The sequence below is a fragment of the Planococcus massiliensis genome (genome assembly GCF_000821325.1).
Classification (GTDB): domain Bacteria; phylum Bacillota; class Bacilli; order Bacillales_A; family Planococcaceae; genus Planococcus; species Planococcus ruber.
The window spans coordinates 1,361,231-1,386,707 of the sequence record NZ_CCXS01000001.1; the positions used below are offsets into that span (position 1 = coordinate 1,361,231).

Genomic DNA, 25,477 nt, shown 5'->3' on the forward strand with positions numbered 1-25,477 from the left:
GTGCCTATTCAATATCGGGTTTGACGGAGACATCGGCTCCGCCGAAAAACTCAGCAGAGATTTCGGAAATGGTGCCGTCTTCAAGCATTTCTTCCAACATCTGATTCACGTTGTCCGCCAATTCTTCGTTGTCCTTATTCATGACCAACCCGACTTCAGATGGGCTGTATTTAATATCCGGATGGATGGTGATGTTCAGCTCCGGGAAGGCCGCAACCCCGAAAGTGGAGAGGTAGTAATCGTTTAAGATGACATCCGTCCGGCCGATAGAGACGTCGCGCAAGTAAACTTCATTTGTTGCATTGTCGTAAGTCACTTCTTCGGCTCCGTAATCACGCGCGATTTCCATATAAATCGAGGTGGAAGCGCCAGCCGCTTTTTTCCCTTTTAAATCTTCCAGGGTTTTGATGCCTGACAGGTCATCTTTTCGCACGACAGCCGTTCCATACGAATATTTGATCGGCGTGGAGAAAATGAATTTGTCCAAGCGGTCTTCGGAGATTTCGATATCGTTCGCTGCCATATCGATTTGTCCGGTGTTGACGCTCGTCAACATTTCATCGAACCCCAGTTCCGTGAATTCAACCTCCAAATCGAGACGCTCGCCAAGTTCCCGTACGACTTCCACTTCAAATCCCGTCAGTTCATTGGATTCGGCATCTCTGAAAGAAGTGGCCAAAAGCGTGCCGGAAGTCGCCACTTTAAGCGAACCTTTCTCCTGTATCTCGTCCCAGGCACTTTTCGTTTCCGCTGTTTCTTCCGTTTGGTCACTGCTGCTGCAGCCAGCGAGCAATCCAAGGGAAAGGACGCCAATAGCGGCCATTCCGTTCTTCAGTGTCAACGCTTTCAACATTATGTATTCCTCCTAATTGTCATTCCTATAAAAGATAGCATGTTCAAGAAGTTTGGGCAATTTGTCTGTTTGTCCAATTAATGGAAGATCGGAACATATAAAAAACCGCAGGCGTTTAATGCCTGCGGTCGGACAAACTTATTTCTTTAATTTAATGACCAGGTCTTCGTCTGGTGTGACGAAGACTGTTTTTTGCTCGAAATAAATGACAAATCCCGGTTTTGCACCGTTCGGCTTCTTCACTTGGCGCACTTCAGTGTAGTCAACCGGCACGGAAGAAGACTCGCGGGCTTTGCTGAAATAAGCGGCGATGGCCGCCGCTTCAAGAATCGTCGTTTCATCCGGGTCGCTGCTGTGGATAATGACATGCGAACCCGGGATGTCTTTCGTATGGAGCCATGTATCGGATTTTGACGCCACTTTGAAAGTCACGTAGTCATTCTGTTTATTATTTTTTCCGACGGAAATCGGCACGCCTGTACTGGATACATACGGTTCGACGGAAGGCTTGGTCGGTTTTTTCTTTTTCTTCGACTTCTGGGCTTTCATGAATCCTTGCTCTGCGAGTTCCTCGCGGATTTCTTCAATATCGGAAATGCCTGCTTGCTGGACCTGCTGCATCAGCGTTTCAAAATAATTGATGTCGTCCACCGTTTTTTCAATCTGCTCTTGCGTCTTGACGAGCGCAGTTTTGGCTTTCTGGTAACGGGAATAGTATTTTTGGGAATTTTCGATCGGCGTTTTCCGCGGATCTAAAGTGATCTTCACTTTTTCATCTGTATAATAGTTGTCCACTTCGATTTCCTTCATGCCCTTTGTGATCCGGTGGAGATTCGCCATGATCAATTCACCGTTTAATTGCAATAAATCCCGCTTTTCCGCTTGGTCTTGTTCTTTCTTCAATTTCTTCAATTTCAGTTTCAGCTTTGCCACTTCGTTCTGAAGCCAGCGCTCCAGATCGCCGGCTTGCTGTTTGACCCGGTCGCGCTCCGCTTTCGCAAAATACATGCGGTCCAGGAGTTCGCCTAAATTTCCGAACCGAAGCTCAGTGCCGCCGGTATGGGTAAGCGATGCAGCAGAAAAATAACTTTTTCCTTCGTGCTCTACATAATAGCCAAGAGGCTTAGGCGCGGAAAACGCAGCCAAAAATTCTTCAGCCGCTTTTTGCTTATCGTCTGCCTGCGCCATCCGGTAATGGAGTTCCCGTGCATTCAACGGAGAAAATCCGGCGTACTCGCTGACAATTTCTTTTTCAGTTAGTCCACCCAATTGCCCAGCTGCGCCAAAAGGATCCTTTTTTTCCTGGGAAGGCGGGAAAACATAAGGCTGTCCCGGCAAAATCGTGCGGAACGAATTGACGCTCGGCGGCAAATGCTTCAAGCTGTCGAGAATCATCATGCGCTCTGCATCGACCAAAATGACGTTCGAATGGCGGCCCATCATTTCCACATGGAGTTCGCGTTCGATATCATCACCGATTTCATTTTTTGCTTTGATCTTTAAAATGATCAGCCGGTCCATTTCGTGCTGGACGACTTCTGTAATCACGCCGCCTTCAATATGTTTCCGAAGCAGCATGCAAAACATCGGCGGCTCCGATGGATTGACATTTGCCATGCCTGTCAGATGGATGCGCGAATAGGAAGGATGAATGGAGATTAATAATTTATGGTTTTGCCGCTGTGAACGAATCTGCAATAACAGTTCTAGCTGATTAGGCTGATGAACTTTTGAAATTCTGCCTGACACCAGCTGCTGAAGCTCTGTTGTCATCGCTTTTGTAAATAATCCATCAAATGCCATGAAAAATCCCTCTTTCAAATCGTTTTGTTCTATCTTATCATTTTCACCGCATATTATGATATAATAAGACAGTTAGATAGAAAACGAAGAAGAATGATCAGCTGCAAATGGCGGTGATGGAGTGAAGAAAATGGTGAAGTTCATTTCTCTGGGAGGCGGCAGCGCCGTTTCGGCAAGTCGCATAATCTCTATTGTCGCGCCGGATTCCGCACCGTCGAAGCGGCTGATCCAGGAAGCGCGCAGCAAAGGGTTGCTGGTCGATGCTACTGGCGGAAAAAAGACCAAGTCCGTATTGATCATGGATAGTGATCATGTGGTGATTTCCGCAGTATCTGCAGAAACCGTCATGCAGCGGGCAGAACAAAACGATGACGAGATGAATGAGGGATAAAATGAGAAAACAACGCGGACTTCTGATTGTACTATCAGGGCCTTCGGGTGTCGGCAAAGGCACCGTCAGGAAAGAGCTGTTCTCACAGCCGGATACAAATTATGAATATTCCATCTCGATGACGACGAGATCGCCGCGCGAAGGCGAAGTGGATGAAGTCGATTATTTCTTCAAAACCCGCAATGAGTTTGAAGAATTGATCGAACAGGACCAGCTGCTCGAATGGGCTGAGTTTGTCGGCAATTATTACGGCACACCGCTTGAGTACGTCAATAAAATGCGCGATGCCGGCCGGGATGTATTTCTTGAAATTGAAGTGCAGGGAGCGGCGCAGGTGCGTTCGAAAGTGCCGGATGGCCTCTTCATTTTCTTGGCGCCTCCGAGTTTGTCTGAACTGGAAGAGCGGCTGATCGGCCGGGGCACAGAAACGGACGAAGTGATTGCTTCGCGTCTCGGGGCTGCCCGCCAGGAACTTGAAATGATGAACTTATACGATTATGTTGTAGAAAACGATGAAGTTGAACATGCCTGTGACCGCATCAATGCCATCATCATCGCAGAACATTGCAAACGTGAACGTGTTGAAAAAAGATATTTTGATATGCTAAAGGAGAATGCCTGATGTTATACCCTTCTGTTGACAAACTAAAAACTCAAATCGATTCAAAATATTCACTGGTTGCGCTTGCTTCTAAGCGGGCACGCCAATTGCACGAACACGGCGACGAAAAGCTCGATAAATACGTTTCCCATAAGTCCGTCGGCAGAGCGCTTGAAGAAGTCGCTGCCGGAGCCCTAAAACCGGAACACCAAGATGAATTTGCAATTTATGAAGATGAAATTTAACGATTAATCGTAACCGACGACTCCCAGAGCAACTTTGTTCTTTGGGAGTTTGTTGTTTAGAAAGGGTGTTTATATTGTTGGCAAATCGTAAAATTCTATTGTGTGTAAGCGGAGGGATCGCCGTTTATAAAGCGGTTGCGCTTGTCAGCAAGCTATCCCAAGCGGGAGCTTCCGTCAAAGTGATCATGACCGAATCAGCCCGCCAATTTGTCCAGCCTTTATCTTTTCAAGTGATGTCGAGAAACGATGTCTATTTTGATACATTCGACGAAAAAGATTCATCAGTCATCGCCCATATCGATTTAGCGGATTGGGCAGATTTGATCCTCGTGGCTCCGGCAACAGCCAATGTCATCGGCAAACTGGCGAATGGCATCGGCGACGATATGGTCACAACGACGTTGCTCGCAGCCACGGCTCCTATCTGGATGGCACCGGCGATGAATGTCCATATGTACGACCATCCGGCAGTTAAACGCAATATTCAGCAGCTTCATGAAGACGGTGTGCGCTTCATCGAACCTTCTGAAGGTTTTTTGGCATGCGGCTATGTTGGAAAAGGGCGTCTGGAAGAGCCTGAAAAAATTACCGCGCTGGTTGCAGATTTTTTTGCCGCCCCTAAACCATTGGCAGGCAAAAAAGTGGTCGTGACAGCAGGTCCCACAAGAGAACGGATAGACCCTGTACGTTTCTTGACGAATTTCTCAAGCGGCAAAATGGGCTATGCCATGGCCGAAGCGGCAGCGCAAATGGGAGCTGAAACGATTTTGATCAGCGGCCCTGTTTCCTTGCCAGTGCCAAATGGAGTTACCCGGATTTCCGTGGAAAGTGCAGCAGACATGCTGGAATCTGTCAAACTGCATTTCGATGATGCGGATATGGTCATTAAAACGGCAGCGGTTGCCGACTATCGCCCAATTGCCGTGCATCCCCAAAAGATGAAGAAACAAGAAGGCGGCTCAACAATTGAACTGGAGCGGACGGTCGATATTCTGCATTATTTGGGTGGACAGAAAACCCATCAATTATTGATCGGTTTTGCGGCGGAAACAAACGATGTGGCAAAATACGCTAAAGACAAACTTCAGCGAAAAAATGCCGATTATATCATTGCGAACGATGTCAGTGAAGCGCAGGCGGGCTTTGAATCCGATACAAACCGGGTGACTGTCTACGGCAAAGGCGGATTTGAACAGTCCTTTGAAATGATGCCGAAAGCAGAACTGGCACGCCAACTTTTAGCGATGATCCATGAACAGGAAGAGCGCCATGATCGCTGAAGTCATTGTCGACGTCGCCGCACATCCCATTGACCGGCCATTCGATTATGCCATTCCTGCACACTTGCAAGTTTTAGTTGAACCGGGCATGCGGGTGAAAGTGCCATTTGGCAACCGCAAAGTCCTCGGGTTCATTACCGCGATAAAAGATACGACAGCGTTTGATCCGGCGCGCTTAAAGCCGATCCATGAATTGATGGACGTCGTGCCGGTGCTCAATGAAGAATTGTTGGACATGGCGAAATGGATGAAAAAGCAGACCGTCTGCTTTGAAATTGATGCCCTTCAAGTGATGATTCCTTCTGCGCTCCGGGCAAAATACGAAAAGCGTTTTGTGCTGAATGCACCGATCGAAGAAATTGCGGCGCCTTTGCAGGCCTATTTTGGCAAGCGGCCATTTGTCCGCGCCCAGGAAGCTGTCGAAGTCTATGGGTTATTGAAAAAAGAACTGGAAAAAGGCACGATTGTCGCAGACACGGATATTTCCCAGCAGACTGCTGTGAAAAAAGTCCGGATGATCCACATCACAGATTCGCTTGAAACATTGGAATCGATTGAAATCCGGCCGAATGCGAAACAGCAGCTGAAGTTAATGGACTATATGAAAGAGAATTTGGGAAAATCCATCGAATCTTCCCAGATGCAAAAAGATGCCGGCACCACTTTGCCGACAATTTACAGTTTGGTCGAAAAAGGGGCTGCTATCATCAATAATGAAGAGCTTTACCGGGATCCGAAATTGCAGTCGGAAATCGAACGAAAGCCTTCCTTGCAGCTGACGGATGCGCAGCAAATTGCTTTTGATGCAATCGACGGGTCGCTGAGTACTTCCAAAACGTTCTTGCTTCACGGCATCACGGGAAGCGGAAAGACGGAAATTTATCTCCAGACCATCGACCAAGTGCTGAAAGAAGGCAAAGAAGCGATCATGCTGGTGCCTGAAATTTCGTTGACGCCGCAAATGACGCTGCGCTTTAAAGAACGTTTCGGCGATATGGTCGCGGTTCTGCACAGCGGATTGTCGGCTGGCGAAAAATACGACGAGTGGCGGAAAATCCAGCGCGGCGAAGTGAAAGTGGTGGTCGGTGCCAGATCGGCCATTTTTGCGCCTTTTCGCAACCTCGGCTTAATCATTCTGGATGAAGAACATGAATCCAGCTATAAACAGGACGACTCGCCGCGCTACCATGCGCGCGATGTGGCCATTTGGCGCAGTGAATACCATCAATGCCCGGTCATACTGGGCAGCGCCACGCCTTCTTTGGAATCCTATGCCCGTGCGCAAAAAGGGGTCTACGAACTTTTGGTGCTCGAGCAGCGAGCGAAAAATCAGCCGCTTCCCGAAGTCGAAATCGTCGATATGCGCGAAGAGCTTCGAAGCGGCAACCGTTCGATGTTTTCTGTACCGCTCGCAGAAGCGATCCGGGAGCGGCTCGAACGGAAAGAGCAGATCGTCTTATTCTTGAACAAACGCGGCTATTCTTCGTTTGTGCTGTGCCGGGACTGCGGCACAGTCATGCAATGTCCGAACTGCGACATTTCGCTTACGTACCACCGGTCTACGGAAATGATGAAATGCCATTATTGCGGATACGATGAGCCGGTGCCCCACACGTGCCCGGAATGCGAAAGCGAACATATCCGCTTTTTCGGAACAGGCACCCAAAAAGTGGAAGAAGAGCTGGCGCGTTTAGTTCCGGAAGCCCGGGTTCTCCGGATGGACGTCGATACGACACGCAATAAAGGCGCTCATGAAAAAATCCTTTCCGCATTCGGCGAAGGAAAAGCGGACATCCTCCTCGGCACGCAAATGATAGCAAAAGGGCTGGATTTCCCGAATATTACTTTAGTCGGCGTGTTATCCGCGGATACAACGCTTCATTTGCCGGATTTCCGGGCTGCAGAAAAGACGTACCAGCTGTTGACGCAAGTCAGCGGGAGAGCAGGGCGGGATGTTTTGCCGGGAACGGTTATTGTGCAATCCTATACACCGGAGCATTATGCGATCACTTTGGCGAAAGACCAATTGTATGAACCGTTTTATGACCGCGAAATGGCCATGCGCAGAGCAAGCGGCTATCCGCCTTATTATTTCGTCGTGAATATCCAGTTTACCCATGAAGACTTGATGACAGCAGCATCCTATGCGGAGCAAACGGTGAGCTATTTAAAGGGGCAGCTGTCAGCAAATACGTTGATTATCGGCCCTTCAGCCTCGCTGATCGCCCGTGTCAATAATAGATATCGCTACCAATGTTTGATAAAATACAAAAAAGAACCGAAGCTGGCTGAAGTCATGCAGCAGTTGATTAAAATCTACCGCTCAGAATGGATTAAAAAAGGTGCGACCTTAGCAATCGATATGAATCCGACTTCCGTCATGTAAAGAAATGGAGAGAACAAAATGGCAATCCGAGATATAGTGAAACACCCGAACGAAATCCTTGAACAGAAATGCCTGCCAGTGACAAAGTTTGACAAGAAATTGGCGGTTTTATTGGATGATATGCATGAAACAATGGTTGAAAACGACGGCGTGGGCATTGCAGCACCGCAAGTCGGCGTGAATTTGCGCGTAGCCATCGTGGATTTTGCAGAAGGCCAGGAACCGATCGAAATGATTAACCCGAAACTTGTGTTATTTGAAGGGGAAGATACGGACGTCGAAGGATGCCTCAGTTTCCCTGGAATTTTCGGTGAAGTATCGCGCCCGGACCATATTAAGATCAAAGCGCAGGAACGCGACGGCTCCTGGTACGAACTGGAAGCTGAAGGCTACGAAGCACGTGCCATCCAGCATGAAATTGACCATTTGGACGGCATTTTGTTCACCTCGAAAATTTCCAAATACGTGACTCAAGAAGAATTGGATGCCATGATTGCAGAAGCGGCAGCTGAAGAGGAGGAACAGATTTGACGAAAATCGTCTTTATGGGGACTCCGGCATTTTCTGCCCCAATCCTGCGCATGCTTGTAGAAGAAGGGTATGAAGTGGTGTCAGTGGTAACTCAGCCTGACCGTCCAGTCGGACGCAAAAAAGTTTTGACGCCGACTCCGGTAAAAGAAGAAGCCGTTCGTTTAGGGCTGCCCGTATATCAGCCGGAAAAACTAAAAAATCCGGAAGAGCTGCAGCATGTACTGGATTTGAAACCGGATTTGATCGTCACGGCTGCATTTGGCCAGATTTTGCCGACGGCCGTTTTAGAAGCGCCGAAACTCGGAGCGATCAATGTCCACGCATCATTGCTGCCAGCATATCGCGGCGGTGCCCCGATTCATCAGGCGATTATCGATGGCCAGACGGAAACCGGCGTAACGATCATGTATATGGTCGACCGTTTGGATGCAGGCGACATCATTTCCCAAACCGCTGTTGAAATCGAAAAAACGGACCATACCGGCCGGATGTTCGAAAAGCTTAGTGAAGCGGGCACCCAACTGTTAAAAGAAACTTTGCCTTCTATTATAGAAGGAACGAATAAGCGCATACCGCAAGAGGAAGAAAAAGTGACCTTTGCCCGCAATATTTCAAGGGAGCAGGAACGCATTGACTGGTCAAAATCGGCTCAGGCGATTTACAACCAAGTACGCGGATTGCACCCTTGGCCGGTCGCTTATACGACATTCCAAGATGCTAATATGAAAATTTGGTGGGCCGAAGAAGCCGATTCTTCGAAAAGCGGCAAACCCGGAGAAGTGGTCGAATTGGCCAATGAAGCAATTTTGGTGCAGACAGGCGAAGGAATTCTTGCCATTACCGAACTCCAGCCTGCTGGCAAAAAGCGGATGTCCGCGAAAGATTATTTAAAAGGACCGAAAATCCAGGTAGGAGATCGATTCGAATGAAAAACAAAAAACTTCACGGCAATGTCCGGGATGCCGCTTTTTCGATTCTTTGGGCAGTTGAGAACAAACAGGCATACAGCAACCTGCTTTTGCATCAAACCCTTGAAAATTACGGCATTTCAGCGAAAAACCGGGGCCTGCTGACGGAAATCACCTACGGCACCTTACAGCATCAAATGACGCTTGATTATTATTTGGAGCCGTTTATCAAAGGGAAAATTGAGCCTTGGGTCCAAATCCTCTTAAGGCTGTCTCTTTACCAAATCGTTTACCTGGACCGGATTCCGTCGCATGCAGTCGTCCACGAAGCCGTGGAAATTGCCAAGCGGCGCGGCCACGGAGGAGTCGCTTCCTTAGTAAATGGCGTTCTCCGTTCCGTTCAGCGCGACGGCGTCCGTTCAGTTAATGCGATCAGTGATCCGGTTAAGAAAATTTCCATCGAGACGAGCCATCCTGAGTGGATGATCAAACGCTGGGCCGAGCAGTTCGGCCTCGAAAAAACGCGTGAAATGGCATTGGAAAACAATAAAATACCGGCACAGACGGTCAGAGTCAATACCGTAAAAGCGACACCGGAAGAAGTGATCGAAATGCTCGTTTCTGAAGGATTGGATGCTGTGCAAAGCCCGCTAGTGCCGGAATGCCTCATCGTATCAAACGGACAGCCGGCGAAGAGCCTGACTTTTGAAAAAGGGTTTATCACGATTCAAGACGAGAGCTCCATGCTGCCGGCTTATGCCCTGCAAGCGGGGCCCAACATGAAGATCCTCGATATGTGCGCCGCCCCTGGTGGGAAAACGACGCATATCGCTGAAAAGATGGGCAACCAAGGGCAGCTTTTTGCCATGGATCTCCATCCGCATAAAGTGAAATTGATTGATGAAACAGCAAAACGCTTAGGCCATTCGATTATCGAAACAGCTGCCGGAGATGGCAAGAAAAGCGTGGAGCGTTTTGGACCGGAGCAATTTGACCGGATCTTGGTAGATGCTCCTTGCAGCGGGCTTGGCGTCATCAAACGCAAGCCGGATATCAAATATTCCAAAACAGCCGATGATTTTTCACGGCTTCAGGATATCCAAGCCGACTTATTGGACCAAGCTGCGCAGCTGCTGAAGAAAGACGGCATTCTCGTCTACAGCACTTGTACAGTCGATTCGACTGAAAATCGGGGAACGGCTGAACGCTTCTTGAAAGAACATCCATACATGGAAAAAATGGAAGTTTCCCTGCCGGAAGCACTGGGGTTGAAAAATTCCGGGTTTGTCCAGGTATTCCCGCAGGATTTTGGAGGAGATGGATTTTTCATTTCCGCTTTCCGCAAAACGCAAACAAGTTAATTCACACAGGAAAAGATTTGATTTGAGGAGAAATGGGGTGTCGGGATTTGTATCAATACGTCATGGAAAGCGATACGGGAAAGAAAAGAAAAGTGAATGAAGACCGGGTAGCAGTCTTGAAAAGGCCTGAGGGGCTTATGCTTGCCATAGTAGCGGATGGGATGGGCGGCCATAACGCCGGAGACATTGCCAGCGAATTGACAGTCAGTACATTGAGCCGCTTGTTCAATGAAGAACAGCCGGATGCCTTTGTGTCGATCGAAAAGCGGAAATCCTGGCTTTCTTTGAATGTCCAATCGGTAAACCGGCTTGTCTATGAGTACGCAGAAACGCATCCGGATTGCAAAGGGATGGGGACTACGCTAATCGCAGCCATTTTGGATAAAGAAGAATGCGTCATGTGCCATATCGGCGATAGCCGAGCTTACGTGATCGACGGATCGGTCGAGCAAGTCACCCGGGACCATTCCTATGTCAATGTCTTGATCGACAACGGGGAAATCAGCGAAGCGGAAGCAGAAGACCATCCAAAGAAAAACTGGATCGTCAAAGCGCTGGGGACCGAACCGGATATTGACGGAGAAATCCTTCATTTTACCTTGGAAAATTATTCCTACTTGCTGATTTGTTCAGATGGTTTGAGCAATAAAATCTCAAAAGATGAAATCGCGTCGATCGTCCGTTCATCCAAGCCGCTTTCGCAAAAAGGGCAGGAGATGGTGAAGCTCGCCAATGATTTAGGAGGAGAAGACAATATCTCATTCGTTCTTCTGTCCTCAAAGGTTGAGGAGGTGTAGCCATGTTAATCGGCAGAAGCATAAATGGCCGCTATAAAATTTTAGAACTGATCGGCGGAGGCGGGATGTCCAACGTATATTTGGCCCACGACATGATCTTAGACCGCGATATTGCCATTAAAATTCTGCGCTACGATTTTTCAAATGAAGAAGAGCTGCGCCGGCGATTCCAGCGGGAAGCTTTGTCTACGACCAGTTTGGCACATCCGCATATCGTCAACATTTTTGATGTCGGCGAAGAAGGTTCACTGCATTACTTAGTCATGGAATATGTTCCAGGAAAAACCTTGAAAGAATACATAATCGACAATTCTCCCGTCGCGCCGGAACAGGCGGTCAAGATTATGAAACAGCTGGCATCTGCTTTGGCACATGCCCATCAAAACCAGATTGTCCACCGGGACATTAAGCCTCAAAACATTTTGATGGATGCGGAAGGAAACGTCAAAATTTCGGATTTCGGAATCGCGATGGCTTTAAGCGCCACGTCCTATACTCAGACCAATTCCGTGCTTGGAACGGTCCATTATTTATCGCCTGAACAAGCACGGGGCGGCACCGCCAATAAAAAATCGGATATTTACTCTCTAGGGATTGTCATGTTCGAATTGTTGACAGGAAAATTGCCATTCTCGGGAGAATCGGCCGTCTCCATTGCGTTAAAGCATCTTCAGACCGAAACGCCTTCGTTGCGTGAAATTGTTCCGGGCATGCCTCAAAGTTTGGAAAACGTCGTGTTGAAGGCCACGGCCAAAAATCCGCAGCACCGCTATCAATCTGCCAGCGAGCTGGAGGAGGATTTGTCGACGGTGCTGCTGCCTGAACGTTTGAATGAACCGAAGTTTTCAGCTCCTATTGATGAAGACGCCACCCGGGCCATGCCAGCAATCAAAGACCCAGCGGTATACGGCAGCGTCGAAGAAACGAAAACAATAGCGCCGGTGAGCAAAAAAGAACCGGCAAAAAAACCGGTTGAACCGCCGCCGAAGAAAAAGAAGAAAAAGTGGCCTTGGATAGTGGGCATAGCAGTATTTTTAATTTTGGCAGGGTTAATTGTGGCAATCGCATTTCCGGATCTGTTCGGACCGCGCCAAGTAGCGGTGCCGGACGTCACAGACATGGAACGCGACGAAGCGATTGAAGAATTGCGTTCGCTTGGATTTATCATTGGAGAAGAAAAAGAGCAGACCTCGGAAGAAGTGGCCGAAGGCCGGGTGGTGAGGACGATACCGGAAGCCGGTAAAATGCGCAACCGCGAATCTGAAATCCAGCTGTTCATCAGCACAGGAAAAGAAAAAGCGGAACTTGCCGATTATGTCGGACGCACGATTGACCAAGCCCGGGAACTGCTGGGAGAACAGAATTATAAATCGATCGACCAAGAAGAAGAATTCTCGGATGAACCGGCTGGAACCATTTTGAGCCAAAAGCCCGAAGCAGGGACTGAAGTCATCATTTCGGAAACGGAAATTGAATTTACGGTCAGCAAAGGCAAAGACATGCGGGAAGTCCAGAACCTATCCGGCTTTACGGAAGCGGACCTCAATGAATATGCGCGTTCATCCGGATTTAACATTCGGATTGTTGATGAAGCCCCGTCTGATTCGGTTGCAGCCGGAGTCGTTTTATCACAGGACCCGGCTGCCGGAGAAGAACTCGAAGCAGGCAGCGATATTTTAGTGACGGTTTCGTCTGGCCCGGCTGCATTGCCGATGAAAACGTATATCCACACGATCCAGATTCCATATGAGCCGGCTGAACCGGCAGCTGAAGGGGAACCGGCCGTAGAACAAAAAGTTGCCGTCTATATCCAGGATGAAAATACGACCATGGCTGAACCGGCAGAGGAATTTACCATTACAGAAGACACTTCGCGCCGCATCGAATTGCAGATTGCCGAAGGGAAAAGTGCGGTTTATCGAATTGTGCGCGACGACCGCGTTATTGAAGAAGAAACAATTGCCTATAATTCAGTGGAATAGCCGATTCAAAGAAACGCCCTCTTTTCCAAAAAGAGGGGATTTCTTTACCTCAATTTAAAAGGAGTGAAAGCATGCCGAAAGGTCAAATCAGAAAAGCGTTAAGCGGGTTTTATTATGTATTGGACGACGATGGAGACCGCTACATTCAATGCAGAGGGCGCGGAGTCTTCCGCAATCGCCAAATTTCGCCGCTTGTTGGAGACTACGTCGATTACAAAGCGGACAACGATTTGGAAGGGACGATTCTGCACGTATACGAACGCAAAAATGAGCTTGTCCGTCCGCCTATTTCAAATGTTGATCAGGCCATTCTCGTTTTTTCGGCCAAGCAGCCGGATTTCCATCCACTCCTATTGGACCGCTTTTTGACGGCGATCGAATCCCATTCCATCGAGCCGATCATTTGCTTAACGAAAATGGATTTGCTGAAAGAAGATGAACAAGAGCGGATCAGCGAATTTATTGCGGATTATGAAAAAATTGGCTATGAAGTCATTCCGACCTATAAAGGAGACGCTGAGCTCCAGGAGCGGCTCATGCCTACTTTAGAAGGAAAAGTCAGCGTTCTGGCTGGCCAGTCCGGTGTAGGGAAATCGACGCTGTTGAATACGATTTTGCCTTCATTAGCACTGAAGACGGACGATATTTCAAAAGCGTTGAACCGCGGGAAGCACACCACCCGCCATGTGGAATTGATTGAAGTGAACGGAGGCTTGCTGGCAGATACGCCGGGATTCAGTTCATTTGAATTTGATACGATGGAAAAAGAAGAGCTTTCAGCGTGTTTCCCTGAAATGGCGGACAAGTCGAATGACTGCAAATTCCGGGAATGCCTTCACTTGAATGAACCGAAATGCGCCATAAAAGCAGCTGTGGAAACCGGAGAAATCAAAGACTACCGCTACAAACATTATTTGAAGTTTTTAGAAGAAATTATGAGCCGAAAGCCGAGGTATTCAAATGATTAAAATTGCACCTTCTATATTAGCAGCAGATTTTTCGAAACTGGGCGAAGAAGTCCGCGAAGTCGAGGCGGCAGGAGCAGACTGGATCCATATTGATGTAATGGACGGCCATTTTGTGCCCAATATTTCGTTTGGAGCCGTCGTAATGGACGCAATCCGTCCGTTGACGAACTTGCCGTTTGATGTCCATTTGATGATTGAGAATGCAGACCGCTACATCGAGGATTTTGCTAAAGCAGGAGCCGATTACATCACGGTCCATGTGGAAGCGAGCCCTCATTTGCATCGAACGATCCAATTGATCCGTTCGTTCGGCGTTAAACCGGGAGTGGTTTTAAATCCGCATACGCCGGTGGAAGCGATTTTGCCGATTCTGGAAGACATCGATCTTGTGTTGTTCATGACGGTCAATCCGGGCTTCGGCGGCCAGAAATTCATTGACTCGGTTGTGCCGAAAGTGGAGCAATTGTCGAAGATTATCCGCGACAAAGGCTTGTCCATCGACATTGAAATTGATGGGGGCATCAATGAAGAAACCATTATTCCATGTGCGAAAGCCGGAGCGAATGTATTCGTGGCGGGATCTGCGATCTACAGCAAACCGGACCGCGCTGCGGCATTGCAGAAAATTAAGAAGGCTGGAGAAGAGGCGATTTCGTGATTGTCGTTGTGATAGCAGGGGGCCCTCGTTCCGAAATGCCGGATTTTTCGGAATGGAAAGAGGCTGCGTTTATTGGCGTCGATGCTGGCACAGTCGTGCTGCTGGACCAAGGCATCCGTCCAATTGCTGCAGTCGGCGATTTTGATTCGGTGACAGAAGAAGAGATGCAGCGGATTGAAACGTTGTTTCCGGCTCTTGACCGGGCAGCGGCCGAAAAAGACGAGACCGACACGGAACTCGCATTGGTGAAGGCGATGGAGTTTTCGCCCCGCCAAGTGATCGTTACAGGAGTGACGGGAGGCAGGCTGGACCATTATATGAGTTCGCTGCACGCCGTCTACCGGATGCAGCAAGAATTTCCGGATACGGAATTCATGCTGGTCAACCGGCAGAACCGCATCCGCTTCTTGTCGCCGGGATCACATCGAGTGCAAGCCGATAAAAAATACCGCTATATTTCTTTTTATCCGTTTGCCGAAGCAGTCGAAGGATTTTCACTGACCCATTTCAAATACGAGGTTGCCGATGAAACCCTACCTTTCGGCTCTACCCGTTTTATCAGCAATGAACTGGAAACAGAAGGCATCGTCGCCTTTTCGAAAGGCAGCTGTGCGATGATTGAAAGTTCGGATAGAGCGGACGAGTTGGAACAACGCAATAAATGAACGCATGAAAAAATGCCAGGCTGACAGAAGTCAACCTGGCATTATTCATGAGCGATTATACGCGCTCAACTTTTCCTGATTTCAATGCTCTTGCAGAAACCCATACACGTTTCGGTTTACCGTCTACAAGGATACGAACTTTTTGAAGGTTTGCTCCCCATGTACGTTTTGTCGAATTCAACGCGTGTGAACGGGCGTTTCCAGAACGAGCTTTGCGTCCACTAACTGCACATACTTTAGGCATGTAAGTCCCTCCTCACAAGTGAAGCTGAAAATTATAATAGAATTTCAGTTCGTTTTTCGTTTCACATACTTTAATAATTTACCACACACATTATCGCTTTGCAACTAATTTTGAGGGTCTTTCAAGAAAAAAACCTTTACACCCTAAACGGCGGCTTTTCTTGTATAATGGTTTCATGTAGAATGGAAGAAGTGAAATAGGACTCAAGGAGGAATTCTCATGTCGATTGAATTAAAGAACGAATATGGCCAAATCGATATTTCCAATGATGTAATTGCGCAAATCGCTGGAGGAGCTGCTATCGAATGCTACGGAATTGTGGGCATGGCGACGAAGCATCAGATCCGCGACGGATTAACCGATATCCTGCGAAAAGAAAATTTTGCTAAAGGGGTCATTGTCCGCCAAGAAAATGGCGACTTGGCAATCGATATGTATGTCATCATCAGCTACGGCACAAAGATTTCTGAAGTCGCTTATCAAGTGCAGTCCAAAGTCAAATATACGATAACCAAAACGCTTGGCATGCCAGTCAAGGCAGTTAATATTTATGTTCAAGGGGTTCGCGTCACGAACCCGTAAGAGGAGGAAAAAACGGCTATGAAGTCATTAAATGGAATTCAATTCGCGGAAATGGTACAGATGGGATCTCACCATCTGTTCCAGAATGCGGACTATGTAGATGCATTAAATGTATTCCCGGTGCCGGACGGCGATACCGGAACCAATATGAACTTGTCGATGACGTCGGGCGCAAAAGAGACAAAAGCGAACGCAGAAGAACACATCGGCAAAACGGCAGGGGCTTTATCCAAAGGGCTCTTGATGGGCGCGCGGGGGAACTCGGGCGTTATCCTTTCGCAATTATTCCGTGGATTCGGCAAATACATTTCAAACGAATCCGAACTTTCTGCAGCGAAATTGGCAGAAGCGCTTCAGCATGGAGTGGAAACAGCTTACAAAGCCGTGATGAAACCGGTTGAAGGAACTATTTTAACCGTTGCAAAAGATGCCGCTGCCAAAGGAATGGAGCTGGCGAATAAAGAAGAAGATATTGTTGTTTTATTTGAAGCAGTGGTAGCGGAAGCGAAAGCTTCACTAGAACGCACACCGGACTTGCTTCCGGTATTGAAAGAAGTCGGCGTTGTCGACAGCGGAGGCCAAGGGCTCGTTTATATTTACGAAGGATTTTTGGCATGCCTAAAAGGCGAACAGCTGCCTGAAAAGCATGCCCATAATACAATGGACGATCTTGTGAGTGCGGAGCACCATAAAAACATCGCCGGCTTCATGGATACAGCTGATATTAAATTCGGTTATTGCACAGAATTTATGGTGAAATTCGAAGAAGGCAAAAAAGAATTCAATGAAGCTGCTTTCCGCACGGATTTAAGTGAGTATGGAGATTCGCTTCTGGTCATTTCAGACGATGAAATCGCAAAAATCCATATCCATTCGGAAGAGCCTGGAAAAGTTCTTACATATGGACAAAACTATGGCAGCCTGATCAGCATGAAGATTGAAAATATGCGCCAGCAGCATATTGATATTGTGGGAGAAGGCTTCCAAAAAGCACAGCCGGCTGCAGCAACTTCGCATCCGTACGCTGTCGTCACCGTAGCGATGGGCGAAGGGATTGCGGAACTTCTCCGCAGCATTGGCGCTTCTTATGTGATTGAAGGCGGGCAAACGATGAACCCTTCTACAGAAGACATCGTGAATGCCATCCGTTCGATCAATGCGGAACGCGTACTGATTTTGCCGAACAATAAAAACATCATCATGGCAGCGGAGCAAGCAGCAGAATTGCTGGATATCGAAGCGGCAGTCGTGCCGACAAAAGACGTGCCGCAAGGAATGTCTGCGCTTCTCGCTTTCAATCCAGAAGCATCGGTCCAGGAAAACCTTCAACTGATGGAGAATGCATCGAAACAAGTGAAATCAGGATCTGTGACTTTTGCAGTCCGCGATACGTCGATTGACGGCATCGAAATCAAAAAAGATGACTTCATGGGCATCTCGGAAGGCAAAATCGTCATTTCGGATTCCGACCTTGAACGGGTCACAGAAGAATTGGTGGCAAAGCTAATTGATGAAGATTCGGAAATTGTCACGATTCTTTACGGAGAAGACACGACGGAAGAAGCGGCTGAAGCGTTAGGCAGCTTTATCGAATCGTTAAATGATGAGGTAGAAGTAGAGATCCATAACGGGAAACAGCCGTTATATCCCTATATTATTTCTGTGGAATAGAAACGAGGAAGGGCTGGCCTGCAAGTCGACTAACGACTTATTGGCCGGCCCTTTATTTCGAATAAAGCGGAGCAGAATAAGATTGCCGTTGCATCGCTGCACTAGTTTCACTGCAAAAGGAGCTGTCCCAAATTACTTTTGGGGCAATTCCTTTTATTTTTGTTAAATAGCTCAAAATCATGTAAACTGAAGCTATAAGTAACTGATAGAAAGGGGTTTGGGCAATGAAGTTCAAATCTGTTTTTGATATTATAGGGCCGGTCATGATCGGCCCTTCTTCTTCGCATACAGCAGGAGCTGCGCGAATTGGACGAGTGGCGAGAGATTTATTCGGCCGGCAGCCGAAATGGGCGAAAATCCATTTATACGGGTCATTTGCTGAAACCTATAAAGGCCACAGCACGGATGTAGCGATTGTGGGCGGATTATTGGACTACGATACATTTGATGAACGCATCAAAACTTCGTTTGAAGAAGCGGAAAAGCTGGGGATGAGCTTTGAATTCATACCGGAAACGGGCCATGTGGACCATCCGAATACCGCGCGCATCGTTATTGGCGATGAACGGTCTGAAATGTCGTTAATGGGCATTTCCATAGGCGGCGGCAAAATAGAGATTACGGAATTGAACGGCTTTCCACTGCGATTGTCCGGAAACCATCCGGCCATCCTGGTGGTTCATGAAGACCGGTCGGGCTGTATTGCAAACGTAGCAAATTGTTTATATAAATACGACATCAACATCGGGCATATGGAAGTTTCACGCAAAGAAAAAGGGCATATGGCATTGATGGTCATCGAAATCGACCAGAACGTCGATCGGGCGATTCTGGATGAACTTTCGGAACTGCCGAATATCACGCAAGTGACGAGAATTGCCGATTGAGAAGGGGGTTTCAACTGTGGAAGCATTATTTCGCAATGTACGTGAATTAGTTGAACGAGCGGAACAGGAAAATAAATTGATTTCAGAAATTATGATTGAACAAGAGATGCTATTGATGGACCGGTCACGGGAAGACATCATGAAACAGATGGACCGCAACTTGACCGTCATGGAAGAAGCCGTTGAAAAAGGCTTGAACGGCGTCCATTCCGTTTCCGGGTTAACCGGCGGAGATGCTGTCCTGCTGCAGGAATATATGAAAAAAGGAAATGCCTTGTCAGGCGACCTTTTGCTTGATGCTGTCAGCAAAGCAGTGGCGACAAATGAAGTAAACGCAGCGATGGGCACTATTTGTGCGACCCCGACTGCAGGATCTGCCGGCGTTGTGCCAGGAACGCTGTTTTCGGTGAAAAACAAATTAAATCCAACGCGTGAGCAAATGATCCGGTATTTATTTACATCGGGAGCCTTCGGTTTTGTCGTGGCAAACAATGCGTCCATCTCAGGGGCTGCCGGCGGATGCCAGGCGGAAGTCGGATCGGCAGCAGCGATGGCTGCGGCGGCAATTGTGGAAATGGCTGGCGGATCACCGCAGCAATCATCCGAAGCTTTTGCGATTACAATGAAGAACATGCTCGGTCTTGTCTGCGATCCAGTGGCGGGATTAGTGGAAGTGCCGTGCGTGAAACGGAATGCCATGGGCGCCGCAAATGCCGTCGTAGCAGCTGACATGGCGCTTGCCGGCGTAACAAGCCGCATTCCTTGCGACGAAGTGATCGGCGCAATGTTTGAAATCGGCCAATCGATGCCAAGCGCTTTGCGGGAAACGGCTAAAGGCGGTTTGGCTGCAACGCCTACGGGCAAATGGCTGGAGTCCAAAATTTTTGGTGGAGCAGTGGTAGGCAGTGGGCAGTAAAGATTCTGTCGCCACGTTAAAAGGGGTCGGCAAACAAGCTGCCGAATCACTTCAGGAAATGAAAATTGAAACGATCCATGACCTTATCATGACGTTTCCTTACCGCCATGAAGATTTTCAGCTGAAAGATTTGGCTGATACGCCTCATAATGAACGGGTAACAGTGGAGGGAAGGGTCGAAAGTGAACCTTCCGTCCTTTTTTTAGGGAAGAACAAATCCCGGACGCAAGTGCAAGTGATGGTCGGCCGGCACCTCATCAAAGCGATTTTCTTTAACCAGCCATATGTTAAAGCGAAATTGCATATTGGCGAAATTGTTACGTTGACCGGTAAATGGGACCGGGGCCGCCAAGTGATTACGGTGTCCAGCCATACAATCGGACCTCGCACGGACGGAGTGGATTTTGAACCGGTCTATAGTTTGAAAGGCAGCATCTACCAAAAAACGTTCCGCAAATTGATGCGGCAAGCATTGGATATTGCGAAAACCGATTTGGAAGATTGTTTGCCTGAAAGCCTGCGGCAAAATTACCACTTGATGTCCGTCGGCGAAGCGCTGGAGTGGATCCATTTTCCGACGGACGGCGAAGCGTTGAAGCAAGCGAGGCGCCGCTTTGTCTATGAAGAATTGCTGATGTTCCAATTGAAAATGCAAGCGCTCCGAAAAAAGAACCGGGAAGAAGAAGGCGGCTCGTTTATCGATTATGATTTAAATCGCCTCAAAGAATTTATTCAGGCCTTGCCGTTCGATTTGACGGACGCCCAAAAGCGGGTCGTCAATGAAATCTGCAAAGACATGAAAGAGCCTTTCCGCATGAACCGGCTTTTGCAAGGCGACGTAGGATCCGGGAAAACGGTCGTTGCGGCCATTATTTTATATGCGGCAGTGACAGCAGGTCTTCAAGGTGCATTGATGGCGCCGACTGAAATTCTAGCGGAGCAGCATGCCAATACGCTCGCCCAGTGGTTCGAACCGTTCGGGCTGAATATTGCATTGTTGACGGGATCCGTCAAAGGGAAGAAACGCCAATTGATTCTGGAAAGCCTGGCGGCAGGCGAGATCCACATTTTGATCGGGACGCACGCGTTGATTCAGCCGGATGTGCGCTTTAGAAAGTTGGGCCTGGTCATCACGGATGAGCAGCATCGTTTCGGCGTCGACCAACGGAGAGTCCTGAAAGACAAAGGCTATAATCCGGATGTGCTGTTTATGACGGCTACTCCGATTCCGAGAACATTAGCGATTTCCGCTTTCGGGGAAATGGATGTGTCGGTGATCGACGAAATGCCGGTCGGCCGAAAAGAAATCCAGACCTTTTGGATGAAGAAAGACATGTTCGGCAAAATTGTCGGCCGAATGGAAAAAGAGCTGGCTGCGGGACGGCAAGCGTATGTCATCTGCCCGCTGATCGAAGAATCCGACAAACTGGATTTCCAAAATGCAGTCGATTTGTTCCAGCAGCTTTCAAGCTATTTCCACGGCAAACATACGGTGGGATTGATGCATGGCCGTTTGCCGGCGGACGAAAAAGAAGAGACGATGCGCTCGTTCACAGAAGGCGAAATTGCCGTCCTTGTTTCTACCACTGTGGTCGAAGTTGGAGTGAATGTCCCGAATGCCACGTTCATGCTGATTTATGACGCTGAGCGTTTTGGCTTGTCGCAGCTCCACCAATTGCGCGGACGGGTCGGACGCGGCAGCGACCAGTCGTTCTGTGTGTTGTTGGCAGATCCAAAGACGGAAGTCGGCAAAGAACGGATGACTTCCATGACGGAAACGAATGACGGTTTTGTGCTTGCGGAAAAAGATTTGCAGCTTCGCGGTCCTGGGGATTTCTTTGGCCGGAAGCAAAGCGGATTGCCCGAATTCAAAATGGCCGATCTCGTGCATGATTACCGGGCGCTTGAAACAGCCCGAAAAGATGCGGAAACAATGATTAACAGTAAAGAATTCTGGGTCAGCGAAGAGACAAGATGCCTACGCGAACAATTGGAAGAATCGGGAGCACTGGCTCTTGGAAGGCTCGATTAAGAATGCAGGGACTCAGATAATCCTTGCATTCTTTTTTTGTTGTTTATATACTCATATTAGTACCAAGTGCTAATAGCGGGCGGTGACAATGTGAAAAGACCTAAAAAAATACGGCAGGAAGCGCTGATCCAGTCAATCAAAGAAAACCCGTTTGTAACAGACGAGGAGTTGGCGGCGGAGTTCAGCGTCAGCGTGCAGACGATCCGGCTTGACCGCCTGGAATTATCCATTCCGGAACTTCGGGAACGGATTAAGCACGTAGCTGTAAAAACATTTGATGACGAAGTGAAATCGTTGCCGATCGATGAAGTGATCGGCGAAATCATAGATATAGAATTGGATGAGCGAGCGATCTCGATATTTGATGTGAAGCCGGAGCATGTTTTCCAGCGCAACCAAATTGCCCGCGGCCACCACTTGTTTGCCCAGGCGAATTCCTTGGCAGTTGCCGTAATGAACGACGAATTGGCTTTGACGGTCAAGTCCGAGCTCCAATTTCTGAAGCCGGTCAAAGCGGGGCAGCGGCTGGTAGCGAAGGCGCAAGTAGTGGATCGCAATCCGGAAAAAAATCGGGCTTATGTAAAAGTCGTTTCTTCGGTGGATCAAGTGACCGTTTTTATCGGTACATTTGAGATGTACCGAATGACAGAACAAAGTGAAGGTGACGAAGAGTGAAAATAGCAGTAGATGGAATGGGCGGAGACAACGCCCCGAAAGAAATCATAGAAGGCGTCTATAAGGCATTGGATGAATTTCCGGATGTGGCGGTGCAGTTATACGGCCATCAGGAAAAAATGCAGCCTTACCTAAAAGACCATGAGCGCCTGGAAATCATTCATTGCGAAGAAGTGATCGAAGGAACGGATGATCCGGTTCGCGCCGTTCGAAGAAAAAAAGATTCTTCCATGGTCAAAATGGCGCAAGCTGTCAAAGAGCAGCGGGCAGATGCCTGCGTCAGTGCAGGGAATACAGGAGCTTTAATGGCTGCTGGCTTGTTTGTCGTCGGACGGATTGAAGGAGTAGACCGTCCGGCGTTGGCGCCTACTTTGCCGACGATGGACGGACAAGGCTTCGTCATGCTTGATATGGGAGCGAATGCGGAAGCGCGGCCGGAACATTTAGTCCAGTATGCCGTCATGGGCAGCATCTATGCTGAAAAAGTGAGAGGGATCCAAAATCCGCGGGTTGGCTTGCTAAATATCGGCACGGAAGAGAAAAAAGGAAATGATTTGACGAAAGCGGCCTTTCCGCTGCTTAAAGAAGCGCCTCTCAATTTTATTGGCAACGTCGAATCCCGTGATTTATTGAACGGCGCAGCGGATGTCGTGGTGACGGATGGATTTACCGGTAATATGGTATTGAAAACGATCGAAGGCACGGCGATGAATGTCTTCTCCATGATTAAAAAGGTCTTTATGTCATCTGCCAAAACAAAAGTGGCGGCATTTCTCGTAAAAGACGAAATCGGCGGGCTGAAAGGCATGCTGGATTATAGCGAATACGGCGGAGCCGGGTTGTTCGGGCTAAAAGCGCCAGTGATTAAGGCGCACGGGTCATCCAATTCCACGGCTTTGTTTAATGCGATCCGCCAAACCCGCACGATGGTGGAATTTGATGTGACGGGAACGATTTACAGTACGCTGAAAAAGGAGAGCCAAGATGAGTAAAATTGCATTTATTTTCCCTGGGCAAGGTTCTCAGGCCGTCGGGATGGGCGAAAGCTTCCTATCGGATGAAACAAGCAGAAGCTTTTTTGATCGAGCGGACGAGGCGCTAAGCGTCAATTTATCGGAATTGATGCTTGAAGGACCTCAAGAAAATTTAACACTTACATACCATGCACAGCCGGCACTGCTGACAGTCAGCGCCATGATTACCGAACGGTTGAACCGTGCCGGCATCGTACCGGACTATACGGCCGGCCATAGCTTGGGCGAATACAGTGCGCTAGTTGCATCAGGCGTTTTGCCTTTTGAAGAAGCGGTCAGCATTGTCCATAAACGCGGATTGTTCATGAATGAAGCGGTTCCGGCAGGCGAAGGAACGATGGCTGCGATTTTGGGAATGGACAGCGAAGCACTGGAAAAAGTGACAAACGAAGTAACGGATACGGACGGTGTAGTGCAATTAGCCAATTTAAACTGTCCGGGTCAAATTGTTATTTCCGGAACAAAAGCCGGCGTTGAAAAAGCTTGCGCCGTTGCGAAAGAACGCGGGGCTAAACGGGCGATTCCGTTGGATGTCAGCGGTCCCTTCCACTCAGAATTGATGCGTCCGGCTTCGCAGGATCTGTCTAAAGTGCTTAGCCAGATTTACTTAAAAGATGCTGAAATTCCGGTCATCACAAACGTTGCGGCGAAAAGCGAAACGCATGCAACGCAATTCCAGGACTTGCTTGTGCGCCAATTGTATTCTCCGGTTTTATGGGAACAGTCAGTGCGTGAAATGATCGACCTTGGCGTTACGGTTTTCGTTGAAGTCGGGCCTGGAAAAGTCCTAAGCGGGCTGGTGAAGAAAATTGACCGGTCTGTGAAGACATTGCCGGTCTATGACCTGGAATCATTTGAAAAAGCGGTAGAGGAGCTGGGGAAATGAGCAAACTGGCAGGCAAAACGGCCATCGTTACGGGGGCGTCGAGAGGAATCGGCGCTGAAATCGCCCGCAGATTTTCAGAAGCCGGCGCAAAAGTGGTTGTAAACTATAGCGGAAGCCAAGAAAAAGCGGAAGCGGTTGTAGCGGATATCCGGGCAAACGGCGGCGAAGCCATTGCCGTGAAAGCGAATGTTTCCGATTCCGATGCGGTTAAAGCGATGATCGATGAAACAATGAAAGCTTTTGGATCCATTGATGTTCTCGTCAACAATGCGGGCATTACGCGCGATAACTTGATGATGCGCATGAAAGACGACGAATGGGATGACGTGATCAATACGAACTTAAAAGGCGTCTTCATTTGCACGAAAGGCGTTACGCGCCAAATGATGAAACAGCGGTCAGGCAGAATCATCAACGTTGCATCGATTGTCGGCGTCATGGGCAACGCCGGGCAGGCAAACTATGTAGCTGCCAAAGCTGGCGTGATCGGCTTGACGAAGACAACGGCACGGGAACTGGCAAGCCGCAATATTACGGCTAATGCAGTAGCGCCCGGATTCATCACAACCGATATGACCGATGCTTTAGGGGAAGACATCCAAAAAACGATGCTGGCCCAGATTCCATTAGGGCGTTTTGGCAAACCGGAAGAAGTTGCGAAGGCGGTACTGTTCCTGGCATCTGACGATTCATCTTATATGACGGGCCAGACGCTTCATCTTGATGGCGGAATGGTCATGTAGCAGGAAATTTTGTATACTGATTTGAGGGGAGGTGACGACATTGGCAACAGTACTAGAGAGAGTAACGAAAGTAATCGTAGATCGTCTTGGAGTAGAAGAGAACGAAGTGAAACTTGAAGCTTCATTCACAGGTGACCTAGGAGCGGATTCTTTGGACGTGGTTGAATTGGTTATGGAACTTGAAGACGAATTCGACATGGAAATTTCAGATGAAGACGCAGAAGGCATGTCTACAGTAGGCGACGCAGTAGCTTATATTGAGAAAAAACAAGCATAATCTTTTTTCAAAATATAGAAGGCTGTTGAATGGGCCGAAAAATAAAGCCAATGAGGAAAAGGCCGTGCTTTTTCCTCATTGGCTTTTTCATGCTTCCGATG

At 48.3% G+C, this 25,477-nt stretch carries 26 protein-coding genes; 23 read left to right on the top strand and 3 right to left on the bottom strand.

The features are described 5' to 3' along the window. Positions 1-4: 4 nt before the first annotated feature. Together BN1080_RS06545 and BN1080_RS06550 are read right to left on the bottom strand one after the other, a co-directional pair. Positions 5-853 (bottom strand): transporter substrate-binding domain-containing protein, encoded by an 849-nt coding sequence (locus BN1080_RS06545; protein ID WP_052651168.1) that lies wholly within the window; start codon positions 851-853, stop codon positions 5-7. Positions 854-991: 138 nt separating this feature from the next. Then, positions 992-2,656: an Rqc2 family fibronectin-binding protein gene (locus BN1080_RS06550; protein WP_052651170.1), complete on the bottom strand. Its 1,665-nt coding sequence runs from the start codon at positions 2,654-2,656 to the stop codon at positions 992-994. A gap of 130 nt (positions 2,657-2,786) precedes the next feature. On the opposite strand from BN1080_RS06550, the gene BN1080_RS06555 reads away from it, so the two are divergent. The 13 genes from BN1080_RS06555 to BN1080_RS06615 all read left to right on the top strand — a co-directional run bounded on the left by BN1080_RS06555 (position 2,787) and on the right by BN1080_RS06615 (position 15,429). Next, entirely contained in the window at positions 2,787-3,047 is a 261-nt protein-coding gene (locus BN1080_RS06555; RefSeq protein ID WP_052651172.1) for an extracellular matrix/biofilm biosynthesis regulator RemA family protein, read from the top strand. A 1-nt stretch (position 3,048) separates the two neighbouring features. Continuing rightward, the gene (gene gmk, locus BN1080_RS06560; protein WP_052651174.1) at positions 3,049-3,669 is read left to right on the top strand and encodes a guanylate kinase; all 621 of its coding nucleotides are present in this window, start codon (positions 3,049-3,051) and stop codon (positions 3,667-3,669) included. After that, positions 3,669-3,893 carry a DNA-directed RNA polymerase subunit omega gene (gene rpoZ / locus BN1080_RS06565; RefSeq protein ID WP_052651176.1) on the top strand — a complete coding sequence of 75 codons (225 nt, stop codon included), beginning with the start codon at positions 3,669-3,671 and terminating at the stop codon, positions 3,891-3,893. The genes gmk and rpoZ overlap by 1 nt, the downstream gene beginning before the upstream one ends. A 74-nt stretch (positions 3,894-3,967) precedes the next feature. Next, positions 3,968-5,173, top strand: coding sequence for a bifunctional phosphopantothenoylcysteine decarboxylase/phosphopantothenate--cysteine ligase CoaBC (gene coaBC, locus BN1080_RS06570; RefSeq protein WP_052651178.1), 1,206 nt, complete (start codon positions 3,968-3,970; stop codon positions 5,171-5,173). Further along, on the top strand, positions 5,163-7,559 hold the full coding sequence (priA, locus tag BN1080_RS06575) for a primosomal protein N' (protein WP_052651179.1): 2,397 nt from the start codon (positions 5,163-5,165) through the stop codon (positions 7,557-7,559). The genes coaBC and priA overlap by 11 nt, the downstream gene beginning before the upstream one ends. Positions 7,560-7,577: 18 nt before the next feature. Further along, a complete protein-coding gene (def, locus tag BN1080_RS06580; protein WP_052651180.1) occupies positions 7,578-8,090 on the top strand; it encodes a peptide deformylase in 513 nt (170 codons plus the stop codon). Further along, entirely contained in the window at positions 8,087-9,019 is a 933-nt protein-coding gene (gene fmt, locus BN1080_RS06585; protein WP_052651181.1) for a methionyl-tRNA formyltransferase, read from the top strand. The genes def and fmt overlap by 4 nt, the downstream gene beginning before the upstream one ends. Beyond that, positions 9,016-10,359: a 16S rRNA (cytosine(967)-C(5))-methyltransferase RsmB gene (rsmB, locus tag BN1080_RS06590; RefSeq protein WP_052651182.1), complete on the top strand. Its 1,344-nt coding sequence runs from the start codon at positions 9,016-9,018 to the stop codon at positions 10,357-10,359. The genes fmt and rsmB overlap by 4 nt, the downstream gene beginning before the upstream one ends. A 32-nt stretch (positions 10,360-10,391) precedes the next feature. Further along, a complete protein-coding gene (locus BN1080_RS06595) occupies positions 10,392-11,156 on the top strand; it encodes a Stp1/IreP family PP2C-type Ser/Thr phosphatase (protein WP_052651184.1) in 765 nt (254 codons plus the stop codon). Between the two features lie 2 nt (positions 11,157-11,158). Next, entirely contained in the window at positions 11,159-13,138 is a 1,980-nt protein-coding gene (gene pknB, locus BN1080_RS06600; protein ID WP_052651185.1) for a Stk1 family PASTA domain-containing Ser/Thr kinase, read from the top strand. Between the two features lie 71 nt (positions 13,139-13,209). Next, positions 13,210-14,106, top strand: coding sequence for a ribosome small subunit-dependent GTPase A (gene rsgA, locus BN1080_RS06605; RefSeq protein ID WP_052651187.1), 897 nt, complete (start codon positions 13,210-13,212; stop codon positions 14,104-14,106). Continuing rightward, entirely contained in the window at positions 14,099-14,764 is a 666-nt protein-coding gene (rpe, locus tag BN1080_RS06610) for a ribulose-phosphate 3-epimerase (protein WP_052651189.1), read from the top strand. The genes rsgA and rpe overlap by 8 nt, the downstream gene beginning before the upstream one ends. Then, positions 14,761-15,429 carry a thiamine diphosphokinase gene (locus BN1080_RS06615; RefSeq protein ID WP_052651191.1) on the top strand — a complete coding sequence of 223 codons (669 nt, stop codon included), beginning with the start codon at positions 14,761-14,763 and terminating at the stop codon, positions 15,427-15,429. The genes rpe and BN1080_RS06615 overlap by 4 nt, the downstream gene beginning before the upstream one ends. Positions 15,430-15,484: 55 nt before the next feature. Here the strand turns inward: BN1080_RS06615 and rpmB are convergent, their stop codons facing one another. Continuing rightward, positions 15,485-15,673, bottom strand: coding sequence for a 50S ribosomal protein L28 (rpmB, locus tag BN1080_RS06620; protein WP_052651193.1), 189 nt, complete (start codon positions 15,671-15,673; stop codon positions 15,485-15,487). Positions 15,674-15,892: 219 nt separating this feature from the next. On the opposite strand from rpmB, the gene BN1080_RS06625 reads away from it, so the two are divergent. The 10 genes from BN1080_RS06625 (at position 15,893) to BN1080_RS06670 (ending at position 25,376) form a co-directional block, all read left to right on the top strand. Next, a complete protein-coding gene (locus BN1080_RS06625; RefSeq protein WP_052651195.1) occupies positions 15,893-16,255 on the top strand; it encodes an Asp23/Gls24 family envelope stress response protein in 363 nt (120 codons plus the stop codon). Positions 16,256-16,273: 18 nt separating this feature from the next. Then, on the top strand, positions 16,274-17,926 hold the full coding sequence (locus BN1080_RS06630; protein WP_052651196.1) for a DAK2 domain-containing protein: 1,653 nt from the start codon (positions 16,274-16,276) through the stop codon (positions 17,924-17,926). Positions 17,927-18,150: 224 nt separating this feature from the next. Next, complete coding sequence (gene sdaAB, locus BN1080_RS06635) at positions 18,151-18,813, top strand: L-serine ammonia-lyase, iron-sulfur-dependent subunit beta (RefSeq protein WP_052651198.1); 663 nt, start codon at positions 18,151-18,153, stop codon at positions 18,811-18,813. A gap of 16 nt (positions 18,814-18,829) precedes the next feature. Beyond that, complete coding sequence (gene sdaAA / locus BN1080_RS06640; RefSeq protein WP_052651199.1) at positions 18,830-19,729, top strand: L-serine ammonia-lyase, iron-sulfur-dependent, subunit alpha; 900 nt, start codon at positions 18,830-18,832, stop codon at positions 19,727-19,729. Continuing rightward, entirely contained in the window at positions 19,719-21,761 is a 2,043-nt protein-coding gene (gene recG / locus BN1080_RS06645) for an ATP-dependent DNA helicase RecG (protein ID WP_052651200.1), read from the top strand. Before sdaAA ends, recG begins: the two co-directional genes overlap by 11 nt. A 90-nt stretch (positions 21,762-21,851) precedes the next feature. Further along, entirely contained in the window at positions 21,852-22,436 is a 585-nt protein-coding gene (gene fapR / locus BN1080_RS06650) for a transcription factor FapR (protein WP_052651201.1), read from the top strand. After that, positions 22,433-23,428 (top strand): phosphate acyltransferase PlsX, encoded by a 996-nt coding sequence (gene plsX / locus BN1080_RS06655; protein ID WP_052651202.1) that lies wholly within the window; start codon positions 22,433-22,435, stop codon positions 23,426-23,428. Before fapR ends, plsX begins: the two co-directional genes overlap by 4 nt. Beyond that, a complete protein-coding gene (fabD, locus tag BN1080_RS06660; RefSeq protein WP_052651204.1) occupies positions 23,421-24,356 on the top strand; it encodes an ACP S-malonyltransferase in 936 nt (311 codons plus the stop codon). Before plsX ends, fabD begins: the two co-directional genes overlap by 8 nt. Then, positions 24,353-25,099 carry a 3-oxoacyl-[acyl-carrier-protein] reductase gene (gene fabG, locus BN1080_RS06665; RefSeq protein WP_052651206.1) on the top strand — a complete coding sequence of 249 codons (747 nt, stop codon included), beginning with the start codon at positions 24,353-24,355 and terminating at the stop codon, positions 25,097-25,099. The genes fabD and fabG overlap by 4 nt, the downstream gene beginning before the upstream one ends. Before the next feature lie 40 nt (positions 25,100-25,139). Continuing rightward, complete coding sequence (locus BN1080_RS06670; protein ID WP_052651208.1) at positions 25,140-25,376, top strand: acyl carrier protein; 237 nt, start codon at positions 25,140-25,142, stop codon at positions 25,374-25,376. Positions 25,377-25,477: the final 101 nt, after the last annotated feature.

What these genes read in the sequence shown, in the direction of transcription:
- BN1080_RS06545 (WP_052651168.1), bottom strand. Translation starts at nt 853, where the DNA reads ATGTTGAAAGCGTTGACACTGAAGAACGGAATGGCCGCTATTGGCGTC.
- BN1080_RS06550 (WP_052651170.1), bottom strand. Translation starts at nt 2,656, where the DNA reads ATGGCATTTGATGGATTATTTACAAAAGCGATGACAACAGAGCTTCAG.
- BN1080_RS06555 (WP_052651172.1), top strand. Translation starts at nt 2,787, where the DNA reads ATGGTGAAGTTCATTTCTCTGGGAGGCGGCAGCGCCGTTTCGGCAAGT.
- gmk (WP_052651174.1), top strand. Translation starts at nt 3,049, where the DNA reads ATGAGAAAACAACGCGGACTTCTGATTGTACTATCAGGGCCTTCGGGT.
- rpoZ (WP_052651176.1), top strand. Translation starts at nt 3,669, where the DNA reads ATGTTATACCCTTCTGTTGACAAACTAAAAACTCAAATCGATTCAAAA.
- priA (WP_052651179.1), top strand. Translation starts at nt 5,163, where the DNA reads ATGATCGCTGAAGTCATTGTCGACGTCGCCGCACATCCCATTGACCGG.
- def (WP_052651180.1), top strand. Translation starts at nt 7,578, where the DNA reads ATGGCAATCCGAGATATAGTGAAACACCCGAACGAAATCCTTGAACAG.
- rsmB (WP_052651182.1), top strand. Translation starts at nt 9,016, where the DNA reads ATGAAAAACAAAAAACTTCACGGCAATGTCCGGGATGCCGCTTTTTCG.
- BN1080_RS06595 (WP_052651184.1), top strand. Translation starts at nt 10,392, where the DNA reads ATGGGGTGTCGGGATTTGTATCAATACGTCATGGAAAGCGATACGGGA.
- pknB (WP_052651185.1), top strand. Translation starts at nt 11,159, where the DNA reads ATGTTAATCGGCAGAAGCATAAATGGCCGCTATAAAATTTTAGAACTG.
- rsgA (WP_052651187.1), top strand. Translation starts at nt 13,210, where the DNA reads ATGCCGAAAGGTCAAATCAGAAAAGCGTTAAGCGGGTTTTATTATGTA.
- rpe (WP_052651189.1), top strand. Translation starts at nt 14,099, where the DNA reads ATGATTAAAATTGCACCTTCTATATTAGCAGCAGATTTTTCGAAACTG.
- rpmB (WP_052651193.1), bottom strand. Translation starts at nt 15,673, where the DNA reads ATGCCTAAAGTATGTGCAGTTAGTGGACGCAAAGCTCGTTCTGGAAAC.
- BN1080_RS06625 (WP_052651195.1), top strand. Translation starts at nt 15,893, where the DNA reads ATGTCGATTGAATTAAAGAACGAATATGGCCAAATCGATATTTCCAAT.
- BN1080_RS06630 (WP_052651196.1), top strand. Translation starts at nt 16,274, where the DNA reads ATGAAGTCATTAAATGGAATTCAATTCGCGGAAATGGTACAGATGGGA.
- sdaAB (WP_052651198.1), top strand. Translation starts at nt 18,151, where the DNA reads ATGAAGTTCAAATCTGTTTTTGATATTATAGGGCCGGTCATGATCGGC.
- fabD (WP_052651204.1), top strand. Translation starts at nt 23,421, where the DNA reads ATGAGTAAAATTGCATTTATTTTCCCTGGGCAAGGTTCTCAGGCCGTC.
- fabG (WP_052651206.1), top strand. Translation starts at nt 24,353, where the DNA reads ATGAGCAAACTGGCAGGCAAAACGGCCATCGTTACGGGGGCGTCGAGA.